Here is a 13,050-nt window from a genome sequence, read left to right on the forward strand (position 1 = left end):
CTTTTTATTGCGCTGTACCGGTCACTCGGGCTCGAGTAATCGTCCCTTTCGTAACCGCCAGTTTTCGGGCTTGCCGTTGATCAATGCTATTCTTTAATGCAATCAACAACCCCATCCCGATAAAGGCACCGGGTGGCAGCATCGCCAGTAAAAAATGGTTATCGCTGTGAAAGACTTCAATACGCAGCGCACTGGCCCAAGTTCCTAACAGTAAATCTGCGCCATCAAATAAAGTACCTTGGCCGAGAATTTCACGCATAGCGCCTAACACCAACAATACGAGTAAAAAGCCGACACCCATCATAAAACCGTCAATTGCTGAGGGTAGCACAGGGTTTTTGGAGGCATAGGCTTCGGCTCGACCAATAATGGCGCAGTTGGTAACAATTAATGGCAAAAATATCCCTAGAGATTGATAAAGGCCAAAGGTGTAGGCATTCATTAATAATTGGATGACCGTAACAAAGGTGGCAATAATCATCACAAAGATCGGGATGCGAATTTCATTTGGAACCTGGGTACGTACCAATGACACTACCACATTAGAACCGACTAAGACCAACAAAGTCGCCAAGCCTAATCCTATGGCATTAGTAAGGGTATTGGTTACGCCTAGCAGGGGGCATAATCCTAAAAGCTGTACTAAACCAGGGTTGTTTTTCCAAAGTCCTTGTAAGCTTAATTCTTTTACTGTGCTCATGGTGTTATCTCACAGTTCGCAGGTAACAAGGCGAGCTCAGGATGTGTTTGCACATACAGCGCCGCCCGATAAATGGCATTGACGACAGCGCGTGGCGTTATCGTTGCCCCAGTAAATTGATCAAACTCTCCGCCATCTTTACTTACTGCCCAGCGAGTAGCATCAGCAGGGGTAGCCGATTTACCGCTAAACAGCGTTATCCAATCACTTCGTCTACGCTCAATTTTATCACCTAAGCCTGGCGTTTCTTGATGACTAACCACACGGCTGCCTAACACGGTGCCGTTTGGGCTCACCGCAACTAACAAATCGATGTTACCACTGTATCCATCTGGGGCCGTGGTCTCTAATAAATAGGCTAACAGCGCATTATCTTGACGCCAGCGATAAACCTTTTGTCCAGAACGGCCCAACTGTTCAGGGGCATCTACTTGGGTACAATCGGCTAATAGCGCCCGAGAGTCGGTAGCATCAGGCAATACCTCTTGTAAAATAGCTAACTGACTTAATAAGCGCTGTTCAGCAATTTTAGGTTTAGTCAGTAAATCTAAACTGCCCAAGACTAAGACACAGACAATCGCCACAAGCGCAAGCGCCAAGGCATTTTTACTAATATGTTGAATCATTTAAGGCTACCTTTCGCTTTGTGGCCATAGGTGCGAGGGCGTGTGTAATAATCAATCAGAGGTACACACATGTTGGCAAGTAGCACTGCAAAGGCAACGGCATCTGGATAGCCACCAAAAGTACGTATAACATACACCAAGACACCAATAAGTACGCCGTAATAGAGTCGGCCGCGATCGGTGGTGGATGCCGATACTGGATCGGTAGCGATAAAAAATGCCGCTAACATGGTGGCGCCACTAAACAAATGAAATACAGGACTCGGATTCGCATCTGAAGCGGCTAACCAACCTAAAGCACTGAGCGTAAATAAGCCAAAAAGTAAGGCGGCAGGAATGCGCCAACTAATGATCTTTTGCTGAATAAGCAATAAACCACCCGCTAGATAAGCCAGATTAACCCAAAACCATCCCACACCTGCAATACCCTGAAACACGGGTTTAGTATAACTTTCTGTAAGGGTATAGCCTTGCGCTAAATCTGTTCTTACCATATCAAGCGGCGTTGCCACGGTGATCCCGTCTATCCCTTGTTGCAATTGGGCAATACTAAAACCACCACAGCTAAACTGCGTAAATACGGCGCAAAACGCATCCAAGGGGCTTAGCGTCACCGCTTGCAGTGGCAATGGTGCCAACCATTGAGTCATTTGTACTGGAAATGAAATTAACAACAGCACATACGCGGCCATGGCAGGATTAAACAGATTGTTACCTAAGCCGCCATAAAGTTGTTTTACAAAAATAATGGCAAAGGCGGTGCCAATCACAATGACCCACCAAGGCGCGTAGGGCGGGATAGACACAGCGAGCAATAAAGCGGTAACTAAGGCGCTATGATCAGTTAATCGCGGTAACACAGCTTTGCGCCGGATGATTAAGATAACCGCTTCAGCTAGCCAAGCTGTGATAATCGCTAATAGTAGCTGGACTAACACCCCATAACCAAAAAAAACCGCCTGAACTGCTATACCCGGCAGGCAGGCAAGGGCAACCCATTGCATAATGGATGACGTACTGCGGCGATTATGATGATGAGGTGAACTGGCAATTTTAAAACTCATCCCTCTTCACCTTCTGACTTAACTGCTGCTTTACGGGCTTTGGCTCGGGCTATCGCGGCGGCAACCGCGGCCTGGCGTGGATCTTCGTTGGCAGGTGCGGGTGCTGTGTCAGAGTGACTTATCGGCACGTCGTGCTCTTGTTGCGCTAGTTGTTCGCTGGCATGTTCTGTCGCAGCTTTTTTAGCTTTGGCACGGGCTATGGCGGCGGCAACCGCGGCTTGACGTGGATCTTCACTTACCGGTGTGGGTGCTGTATCGGCTTCGCCAACCTGTTCAGTCGCGGCTTTTTTAGCTTTGGCACGGGCTATCGCGGCGGCAACCGCGGCCTGACGTGGATCTTCACTTACCGGTGTGGGTGCTGTAGCGGCTTCGCCAACCTGTTCAGTCGCGGCTTTTTTAGCTTTGGCACGCGCTATGGCGGCGGCAACCGCGGCTTGACGTGGATCTTCACTTACCGGTGTGGGTGCTGCATCGACTTCGCCAATCTGTTCAGTCGCGGCTTTCAGCGCTTTTTGCGCTTGATATTCGCGTGCTTGTTGTTTTTTCAATTCGCGTTCTGCCACAATCGCATCATGAGACGTTTCTGCTATCGACTCAGCCTGTTTTGCCTTAATGCGTGCCAGAGCCTCGGCAACCGCATCTTTGGCACCTGTCTGTTGTTGGTTTTGCTGGCGCTCTGCGGCAAGTTGCTGATTTCGCGCCAATCGTGCTTGTTTTTCTGCCTCTAAACGGGCGTTTCTTGCTTCAAAGCGCGCTTTGGCCTGCTCAGCCTTTAAGGTTTCACGTTGTTGCTCACGGATCTCGGCTTTGGCAATACGGTAATATTGCACTAAAGGGATCTCACTTGGACAAACATAAGCACAAGCGCCACATTCGATACAGTCAGATAAGTGGTATTCTTTAAGCTTGTCGTGATCTTTTGCTTTGCTATACCACAATAACTGTTGTGGTAATAACGTTGCAGGGCAGGCATCTGCACAAGCGCCACAGCGAATACAATCTAACTCAGGGCCAGCATCAGGTAATTCTTGTGCCGAAGGTGCTAAAATGCAGTTCGTCGTTTTTACCACCGGTACACTGAGATCCGGTAAGGTAAATCCCATCATGGGGCCACCCATAATCACTTTTTGTTGTGGTTCTGCTTGAAAGCCGCAAAAACTTAATAAATCAGCTACCGGTGTACCCAACAAGGCATGGACATTCTGCGGATTAAGTAAGGTTTCACCTGTTACGGTAACAATCCGTGAAATCAGAGGATGATCATCCAATACCGCTTGGGCAACAGCAAATAACGTGCCCACATTATGCATCACAATACCGATGTCGGCAGGTCGGCGACCCGCCGGTACTTCTTTATTAGTGAGTAATTGAATAAGCTGTTTTTCACCGCCCGAAGGATATTTTACCGGTACCGGCCGGACAAAATAATGCTCACGTTGACTACAGGCTGCTTTTAACGCTGCAATAGCAATAGGCTTATCTTCTTCAATGCCGATTAATACCGCTTTAGGGTTAAGCAACTTACACAGGATATCGATACCTTTGACAATCGTTGTAGGGGCTTCTTGCATCAGGGCGTCATCAGCACTAATGTAAGGCTCACATTCAACAGCATTGACGATCAAATAATCTACCGGTTGTTGCATTCCCGCTTTAATATGCGTGGGGAACCCAGCGCCGCCCATACCTGCAATACCGCTGTCTTGAATGCGTTCTAGGATCATTTGCTGATCAGCCGTGGCAATGTTTAGGGGCTGCCGTGGACGCCACTGCTCTAAGCCGTCAGGTTCAATTACAAACACCTTTTCAGGCAATGCCGAAGGATGAGGGCTAGTGTGTTCGGTGATGGCTAAAATTGTACCGGATGTAGGTGAATGCACCGGTACGGTCATTGCATTATCAGCGGAGGTAAGTGCTTGGCCCTTTAACACATATTGACCCTGCGTTACCAAAATTTGCCCAGATACGCCGATGTGCTGCCGAAACGGCACGTACAATCGGCTGGGTAATGGCATTAACCCTATAGGTTTTCGGCTCGTAATGGATTTACGCACTGGTGGATGGATACCACCATGAAAATCCCATAGGGTGCCTGCTTGAATTTGTTGAAATAAACTGGGCACGGGTTACTCCACCAATTTAACGGGAATTGCTTGTAAATCCCATTTCCAGCGTTCCGCCGTAACAGGAACAGGAATCATATCAATACAATCTACCGGACAGGGCTCTACACATAGATCACACCCAGTACATTCATCGGCAATGACCGTGTGCATCAATTTAGACGCCCCTAAAATAGCGTCGACCGGGCAAGCTTGAATGCATTTAGTGCAACCAATGCACTCATCTTCACGGATAAACGCCACACGCTTAATCGAAGGCTCTTGCGCAGCGTTTAGTGGTTTGGCTTCAACCCCCATTAACTCAGCCAGCTTTTTGATGGTAGCTTCACCACCTGGAGGGCATTTGTTAATCTCATCGCCATTAGCGATAGCTTCGGCATAGGGTCGGCAGCCAGGATAACCACATTGACCACATTGGGTTTGTGGCAAAATATCGTCAATTTGCTCAACGAGTGGATCGCTCTCAACCTTAAAGCGGATTGCGGAGTAGCCTAGTAAAGCACCAAACAACAGCGCCAAGATCCCCAGCGCTAATAATGCAGTCATTAATGTCATACCGTTCTCACCAGACCACTAAATCCCATAAATGCCAATGACATCAATCCTGCAGTAATCATCGCGATAGCGGCACCTTTAAATGGTGTAGGAACATCGGCCGCAGCCAGGCGCTCCCGTGTTGCGGCAAACAAAATCAGCACTAAAGAAAAGCCTACTGCAGCGCCAAATCCATATAGCGCGGAATTAATAAAATTATGTCGTGCATTTACGTTTAGTAAAGCGACCCCTAACACAGCGCAATTCGTGGTAATAAGGGGTAAAAAGATACCGAGTAACCGATAAAGACTTGGGCTAGTTTTGTGCACAACCATTTCAGTAAACTGAACAACCACGGCAATGACCAAAATAAAGCTTAGCGTGCGTAGATACAGTAAATCGAGTGGTGCCAACAAATAGCTGTCGACTAAATAGCTACAAATTGATGCTAAAGTGAGTACAAAGGTTGTCGCCATCGACATACCAATAGCGGTTTCTAATTTGCCAGAAACGCCCATAAAAGGGCACAGGCCAAGAAATTTGACCAGGACAAAATTATTCACGAGAACCGTGCTTATCAGCAACAGAAGAAATTCAGTCATATACTTAATTTTCGCCATTCGAGGCTTATATTATGCAGCCTTGGCAACAGGGTTACAACCGGACAAAATAAAGGGCTTTTGCAAAGCAACAGCCCTAAAGTATCAATTTGCTGCCAGTTGCACATTTTAACGTCTAATATACGTATGCAGACAGCGATTGGTTTGTTACATCACTTGCGGTTTTCCGATATAAAAGCCTTGTGTCCCATCAATAAATAATGATTCAAGCATATGTTTTTCTTCTTGTGTTTCAACACTCTCTGCAAAAACACCCACGCCTAAACGGTGTGCGAGATCAATCATTAACCGCATAAAATACTGATTATTTTTGTCATCATCAATGTGACGCGTGTAGCTACCATCCATTTTTACAAAATCAGGTTTAAGATCGCGGAAGAACTTGAATGAGGTGATCCCAACGCCGAATTTTTCAACGGTAATTCGGGCGCCGGAACGATGCAACATATCAATAAATCGTTTGCTGGTTTTTAGATTTTGTTGCAAGCCAAATTCACTTACTTCAAATACCAGCTTGCTCGCAATATTGGCATCTTTTAACAAGCGACGCTCCAACCAAATCACAAACTGATCATCATGCACACTGCGCGGTGATAAGTTAATACCAAAATACTGATCGTACATACTGCGGTTTTTAATCGTTGTTAATGTGGTTTCAACGATCAAACGATCGATTTCGATAATTTTATCTAATTTTTCAGCCATAGCTAAAAAAGAGGCCGTAGGCAGAAGTTCATCTGCGGGATTTTTAAATCTTACAAGAATTTCAGAGTAAGCTTTTGATGCACGGCCCGAAGGTTGGATGGTTTGTAAAAACAGACTCAAGCGATTGTGCGTGAGCACGTCTTCAATCACATTTCGCCAATTCTGATTTCCAAAACCATTTGTCGCATTTTCAAGATCATTTGTGTCTTTTTGCACGTGCCAAGCATTTGGTTGCTTGGTTTGGGCTAAGCTAATCGATGTATCTGCGGTGGCTAATAATTCACCTAAGGCTTTACCATTTTCATAACCCACTAAACCGGTATAAGCAACAGAATCCAGTTCTGACAGTTTTTGAAACTCGTTAAAGCGGCTTTGTAATTGCGAGGCAAAATTTTCTGCTTCTTTAGGGGTAACTTTAGGTAATAAAATGCCAAAGTCAGAGGCATTAAGCCGGAATAATTGACTATTTTTATAGGTAGCCGAAACGCGCTTGAGTATGTCAGATACTTCTTTAATATACTGATCGCCTTCGTGATATCCACGTGATTGATTTATGCTCTGTAGCTCAGTGCAACGAGTAATCCCAAAAATACCGAATTCTGTGTCGGTAGCAGCATGGATCTGTTCTTCATAAAGTTGAACTAGACGATTACGATTGGCTAAACCGGTAACCTGATCCTTATAAGCTTCCTCCGCTATTTTTTGTGCCTCAGCAGTCATTTTGGTGTGCTGTTGCTGCGTGTGTTGCGCCAGTTTATTTAAGGCAATACCAATTTCGGCTAACTCAGTAGGCAATTGGCTAATATTGGGTTTTGCCGGAGAGCTTTGGCTTAAAAAGCCATAAATAATTTCATTTACGGCTTGAGCGATCTCACGGTATTGTTTTTGAAGGCTGTTTTTAGCAAACACGAGGGGCAAGCCACAGAATAAGAGTGGCAGCAATAGCAAGTAAAACAGTAGGCTTTGTAAGGTGGCTAAAAGCGCGCTTTGATCAAGCTCATAACTTATCAAGAGCTCTTGTACAGGTTCTTGTAACTTTACGCGTCGTGGAGTGTATCCTACCCATTGCAGCAACGTTTGGATAAACGGCGTAGTGTGTGATGTGCTGTTTTGTTCAAACAAGACGGTGCCATCTAAACGGCTTACTTGCAAACTTTTTAAGGTAAAGCTGCGCTCTAGTTGGCGACTAAGTGATTTACCATCGGGCGTAACATGGGTGGCAATGATCTGTTCAATAATTGTTTTGGTGTGCTGCTCTTGCTGGATTAACAGCGTTTTGCCACTAAAAAGAAATGCAATCACTAAACAGCAAATTAAAAGTAGGGCAGTTACCAATTGAGCCGTAAGTAAAGTGCGGAAATTCTTCATGGATTTAGATTACCAAAGTTATCGGTCCCTGGACGATAGTCAAGCCTATTGTCCTGCGATTAGCTTTGCATATTAAAGCAAAAAAAACGTTAAAAATAAATAATTAACGATAATTGATTTGGGCAGGACGAGAAAGTAATGATTTGAAGTGGCTCCCCAGACTGGACTCGAACCAGTGACCTACGGATTAACAGTCCGCCGCTCTAACCAACTGAGCTACTAGGGAACAAAAATATGGTGAAAAAAATTGGCTCCCCAGACTGGACTCGAACCAGTGACCTACGGATTAACAGTCCGCCGCTCTAACCAACTGAGCTACTAGGGAAGGGTGGTGCTTTTTAACTATATGTCGAATTGGCTGTTGGCTCCCCAGACTGGACTCGAACCAGTGACCTACGGATTAACAGTCCGCCGCTCTAACCAACTGAGCTACTAGGGAACAGCATTCAACGGGGCGCAATACTAATGCCAGCCAATCGACCTGTCAACACTTTGCCATACGGATTTTTACGTTAACAGCTTACTTGCATATTGTTTCAGCATAATGCGGATTTTTAAACCAGTTGCGGTGGAATAAATCGTCAGGATTTGTCCAGCAACAAGTGCCGCTATTGCCTTAAAAAGTTACCCACAGAAGCTGTGGATAACTCTGTGGATTTCTGGTTACTGAATGCAGCTAACCCTTGCCACTGCTTCATTTGCTCTCGGTCAATAGGTTTTGATTAAAATATTTTACCTTTTAAAATCAAACACTTAAGATTTTTGTTGTTCAGCGCAGCTTTTTTGTATTAAAAAAAACACGTCCAGCGCTTGGAAAGCGAGCTTGTGTACTGTTTTAAAGGGATAATGCCCAAATGCAGTAAAAGCTTATTTAAGGCTAGGCATGGTGCTGCGTCTGGCTTTTCTCTACAATAAGCTGTCTTTTAAGAACAGTTGCCATTATGAGTACAGCACCGATATCCGACAATCCCCTCTTAACGGCTGCCATGCCTCCCTTATTAAAACGACTAACCTGGCCCGTAATGGCAGGGATGTTAACGTTAATGAGTTTCAATTTAGTGGACACGTTTTTTATCAGTCTGTTGGGGACGCAACAATTAGCGGCCATCAGTTTTACTTTTCCCGTTACCTTTACCCTAATTAGTTTGGCAATAGGGCTGAGTATTGGTACCTCTGCCGTTACTGCTAAGGCATTAGGTTCTGGCCAAACCGACAATGCCCGCAATGATAGTTTAGGGGCGCTCTGGTTATCTGTACTCTTAGTCTCGCTTTTAGCATTACTCTGTTATTGGCTATTAGATCCGATATTCTTACTGTTGGGCGCGACGCCTGATATTTTGGGTTATATCCGTGAATATATGGTGATCTGGTTAGCAGGTTCAATGCTGCTGGTTACGCCTATGATTGGTAATGCCATTTTACGGGCGGCGGGTGAGACTAAAATTCCCAGTTTAGTCATGGCCAGTAGTGGCGTAGTCAATGCCGTATTAGATCCCATTTTAATTTTTGGAATAGGACCCATACCTGCAATGGGGATGACTGGCGCGGCCATTGCTACAGTGGTGTCTTGGTTAGCTGGGTTTATTTTCATCCTGTATTGGTTAAAGGTGAAGAGGGGCTTAATATCACACTGGCTAATGCCATGGACCCTTTTTATCTCCGTGAGCCGTAAAATTTTACACATTGGTTTACCCGCAGCGGGTGCTAATATGCTAACACCACTTGCCATGGCTGTATTAACCGCAATAATGGCAACATATGGGCCTGAAGCCGTCGCCGCGTTTGGCGTTGGGGCAAGACTTGAAAGTTTGGCGTGTTTAGTCATCTTAGCGTTATCGATGACCTTACCTCCGGTCATTAGCCAAAATTTCGGTGCAGGCCAATTCGCTCGCGTACGCGATGCGTATCAGCTGTGCTGTCGGTTTGTGTTAATTTGGCAAGCTGTGCTTTATGGCATATTGGCGCTATTAGCTTATCCAATTGCCGCGGTGTTTACTGATAATCCGCAAGTTGCCACGTATTTGCGCTGGTTTATTTGGATCATGCCATTGGCTTACGGATTGCAAGGTATCATTATTTTAACTAACTCATCTTTTAATGCGCTACATTTGCCAGCAAAAGCGGTTGTGCTGAGCGTATTTCGTTTATTTATTTGTTATGTGCCCTTAGCATGGCTTGGCGGCGTATTACTGGGCGTTGTTGGTGTGTTTATTGGCTGTATTATTGCGAATGTTCTTACCGCAGCCACCGCGTATTTTTGGTATCAGCGGGTGCTTTTGCGTTTTGCTTAACTTGAGGTTTTTATGTCACGCGCGTTTGAATTAGTCTCAGAGTACCAACCTGCCGGAGATCAACCGGAAGCCATTAAAAAAATAGTAGAAGGGCTAACGAATGGGTTAGCGCATCAAACATTACTTGGGGTAACGGGCTCGGGCAAAACCTTCACGATGGCAAATGTGATTGCTAACGTAGGACGGCCTACATTAATTATGGCGCACAATAAAACGCTGGCAGCACAGTTATACGGTGAGATGAAGGCCTTTTTCCCACACAACGCGGTGGAATATTTTGTCTCTTATTACGATTACTATCAACCGGAAGCCTATGTGCCTTCTACGGATACCTTTATTGAGAAAGATGCCTCTATAAATGAGCATATTGAACAGATGCGGTTATCGGCCACCAAGGCGTTAATGGAAAGGCGCGATGTGGTGATTATTGCCTCGGTGTCTGCCATTTATGGATTAGGCGATCCGCAATCGTACATGCAAATGTTGTTACACCTTAAGCAAGGCGATATTGTTGATCAGCGTTTTATTTTACGCCGCTTAGCTGAATTGCAATATACGCGCAATGACTTGGCATTTGAACGTGCGACCTATCGTGTTCGTGGCGAAGTGATTGATATTTTTCCGGCAGAATCTGACGATATTGCGGTGCGCATTGAGCTGTTTGATGAAGAGATTGAACGCATCAGCTTATTTGATCCCTTGACAGGGGCCGTTGAAAAAATCGTGACGCGTTACACCGTATACCCTAAAACGCACTATGTGACCCCACGTGAAACCATTTTATCTGCCGTGGAGCAAATAAAGGTAGACCTGGCCGCACGGCGCAGTGAGCTGCTCGCTGCCAATAAATTAGTAGAAGAGCAACGTTTAGCCCAGCGTACTCAATTTGATATTGAGATGATGATTGAGCTCGGGTATTGCTCGGGTATCGAAAACTATTCTCGGTATTTGTCAGGTCGAGATCCCGGTGGACCACCGCCAACGTTGCTAGAGTATTTCCCAGATGATGGTTTGATGTTTATTGACGAATCACACGTGACTATTTCGCAAATTGGCGCCATGTACAAAGGTGATCGTTCTCGCAAAGAGAATTTGGTTAATTATGGCTTTCGTTTGCCTTCCGCGCTGGATAATCGTCCACTCAAGTTTGAAGAGTTTGAAATTATTGCGCCGCAACGTGTCTATGTTTCAGCTACCCCCGCCGCTTACGAATTAACGCATTCAGCCGGTGAAGTAATAGAACAAGTGGTCAGGCCGACGGGGTTGGTCGATCCTGAAATTGAAATTCGGCCCGTGACCAGTCAGGTAGACGATTTAATGTCAGAAGCGATATTACGCGCCGCAAAGGGGGAGCGTGTACTGGTAACGACGTTAACGAAAAAAATGGCAGAAGATTTAACGGAATACTTGCACGAACATCAAATCCGCGTCCGTTATTTACACTCCGATATTGATACGGTTGAACGTATGGAAATTATTCGGGATCTGCGTCTTGGTGTGTTTGATGTTTTGGTGGGGATTAATTTACTGCGAGAAGGTCTCGATATTCCGGAAGTGTCGTTAGTGGCCATACTCGATGCCGATAAAGAGGGGTTTTTACGGTCTGAACGCTCATTGATCCAAACCATAGGCCGGGCTGCGCGAAACTTAGAGGGGCGCGCTATTTTGTATGCTGATCGCATTACCGACTCCATGCGCCGTGCTATCGATGAAACTGATCGTCGCCGCGCTAAGCAACAGGCCTTTAACCAACTACATGGCATTGCTCCCAAGGCGATCCGCAAGAAAGTGGCTGATGTGATGGATTTAGGGCAAACGCCACAACAAAATCCGGCTATTGCCCGCCAAGTAGCGGAGCAACAACGCTTAGTGAAGGGGCGAACGCCTTATCAAATGCAAGCAGAACTAAAACACTTAGAGCAAAAAATGTTGCAGCATGCGCGTGATTTGGAATTTGAACAAGCCGCGGCCCTGCGCGACCAGGTACAAAGTTTGAAGAAATTATTGTTAGAACTGAGTTAATCGTTTGCTTAATTTTTGACCTTGCAGAATAGATCTGTTCAGTTTTCATTAAGTTGCTGACGTTAAGATGGCGCTCAATTAAGTCACTAACGACTAACTATTGTGAGGTCAAGATGAAACGTACTTTACTTGCTACTGCATTAACGCTCTGCTCTGCGGGGTTGATGGCAAACAGTTTTCAGAATGAAACCAATCTCGATTACCGTTGGGGTGATATTCTTAATGCGGAACTAAAAAACTATGGGTTAACGCATCAGTTTTATTTAAGCCCGGTAAGCACAGCGAACAATATGCCGTTAGCCGAAGCCGGTTTTTTAAGCCGTAGCAGCAGTATTTTAGTGGGATACGATTATGCTCAGTTTGATTTTGGTGGACTAGGTGAATCGAGCTTAAGTGCGTGGTCTGTTGGCGGTGAATACCGTGATGTGAATCATAATTTTTATGCCAGCTTACTGTGGACAGAATTTAACAACACGCGTGATCGTGCCATAGCCACCAGTTTAGGGTATTACGTCGATCCGACGTGGTTAGTGACCTTAGATATTGAACATTTACGCCCTGATAGCGAAGGCAGCGTTACGCAATACGGCGTAAGCACGAAAAAACTGATGACGTTAGGCAATGGCGACTTTATGAGTGTCGAAGCCAGTTATATGGATCTTGCTGAAACCTCGTTAGGCCGTTTTGGTGTGGCAGCAGATTATTATTTTGGTCAGAACGTATCGCTGGGTTTAGCGTACGATTGGACCACTAAAGGTCTGTTTGATCCTGAAGCGGATGCGTTTACGGTGCGCGGTAACTGGTATGTATTGCCAAATTTAGCCTTAAAGGCTGGTGTAACCTTTGATAGCGTGGATACCGGTGATGATTTATATCACGTCGGTGCAACTTTCCGCTTTTAATCCCATTTTTTATCGGGTTTACTCCCGGTGTTGATTGTTCCCAAGCTGTTTTGCCAAGTTGGGCCGCCTTGCGGCCCTTTTTTATTGCCGCAAGT

At 45.5% G+C, this 13,050-nt stretch carries 10 protein-coding genes and 3 tRNA genes; 3 read left to right on the top strand and 10 right to left on the bottom strand.

All coding sequences use genetic code 11. The features are described 5' to 3' along the window. Positions 1-4: 4 nt before the first annotated feature. The 10 genes from IE070_RS07460 to IE070_RS07505 form a co-directional block, all read right to left on the bottom strand. A complete protein-coding gene (locus tag IE070_RS07460) occupies positions 5-700 on the bottom strand; it encodes an electron transport complex subunit E (RefSeq protein ID WP_189482044.1) in 696 nt (231 codons plus the stop codon). Further along, positions 697-1,326 carry an electron transport complex subunit RsxG gene (gene rsxG / locus IE070_RS07465; RefSeq protein WP_189482046.1) on the bottom strand — a complete coding sequence of 210 codons (630 nt, stop codon included), beginning with the start codon at positions 1,324-1,326 and terminating at the stop codon, positions 697-699. The genes IE070_RS07460 and rsxG overlap by 4 nt, the downstream gene beginning before the upstream one ends. Then, a complete protein-coding gene (gene rsxD, locus IE070_RS07470; RefSeq protein ID WP_189482048.1) occupies positions 1,323-2,390 on the bottom strand; it encodes an electron transport complex subunit RsxD in 1,068 nt (355 codons plus the stop codon). The genes rsxG and rsxD overlap by 4 nt, the downstream gene beginning before the upstream one ends. Further along, positions 2,387-4,513 carry an electron transport complex subunit RsxC gene (rsxC, locus tag IE070_RS07475; RefSeq protein WP_189482050.1) on the bottom strand — a complete coding sequence of 709 codons (2,127 nt, stop codon included), beginning with the start codon at positions 4,511-4,513 and terminating at the stop codon, positions 2,387-2,389. The genes rsxD and rsxC overlap by 4 nt, the downstream gene beginning before the upstream one ends. A 3-nt stretch (positions 4,514-4,516) precedes the next feature. Beyond that, on the bottom strand, positions 4,517-5,068 hold the full coding sequence (gene rsxB / locus IE070_RS07480) for an electron transport complex subunit RsxB (protein WP_189482052.1): 552 nt from the start codon (positions 5,066-5,068) through the stop codon (positions 4,517-4,519). Continuing rightward, on the bottom strand, positions 5,065-5,649 hold the full coding sequence (gene rsxA / locus IE070_RS07485) for an electron transport complex subunit RsxA (RefSeq protein ID WP_189482054.1): 585 nt from the start codon (positions 5,647-5,649) through the stop codon (positions 5,065-5,067). The genes rsxB and rsxA overlap by 4 nt, the downstream gene beginning before the upstream one ends. Before the next feature lie 165 nt (positions 5,650-5,814). After that, positions 5,815-7,740: an EAL domain-containing protein gene (locus tag IE070_RS07490; protein WP_189482056.1), complete on the bottom strand. Its 1,926-nt coding sequence runs from the start codon at positions 7,738-7,740 to the stop codon at positions 5,815-5,817. 149 nt (positions 7,741-7,889) lie between these two features. Then, positions 7,890-7,966: transfer RNA gene (locus IE070_RS07495), tRNA-Asn, on the bottom strand. A gap of 22 nt (positions 7,967-7,988) precedes the next feature. After that, positions 7,989-8,065: transfer RNA gene (locus IE070_RS07500), tRNA-Asn, on the bottom strand. Positions 8,066-8,102: 37 nt separating this feature from the next. After that, positions 8,103-8,179, bottom strand: a tRNA-Asn gene (locus tag IE070_RS07505). Positions 8,180-8,681: 502 nt separating this feature from the next. Between IE070_RS07505 and IE070_RS07510 the strand changes: the two genes are divergently transcribed. From IE070_RS07510 to IE070_RS07520, 3 genes are all read left to right on the top strand, one after another. Next, entirely contained in the window at positions 8,682-10,031 is a 1,350-nt protein-coding gene (locus tag IE070_RS07510; protein WP_229796975.1) for an MATE family efflux transporter, read from the top strand. A gap of 12 nt (positions 10,032-10,043) precedes the next feature. Next, positions 10,044-12,053, top strand: coding sequence for an excinuclease ABC subunit UvrB (gene uvrB / locus IE070_RS07515; RefSeq protein WP_189482058.1), 2,010 nt, complete (start codon positions 10,044-10,046; stop codon positions 12,051-12,053). Between the two features lie 113 nt (positions 12,054-12,166). Then, a complete protein-coding gene (locus tag IE070_RS07520; protein WP_189482060.1) occupies positions 12,167-12,955 on the top strand; it encodes a putative porin in 789 nt (262 codons plus the stop codon). Positions 12,956-13,050: the final 95 nt, after the last annotated feature.

Origin of the sequence: Alishewanella tabrizica (assembly GCF_014652375.1) — a bacterium.
GTDB classification, from domain to species: Bacteria; Pseudomonadota; Gammaproteobacteria; order Enterobacterales; family Alteromonadaceae; genus Alishewanella; species Alishewanella tabrizica.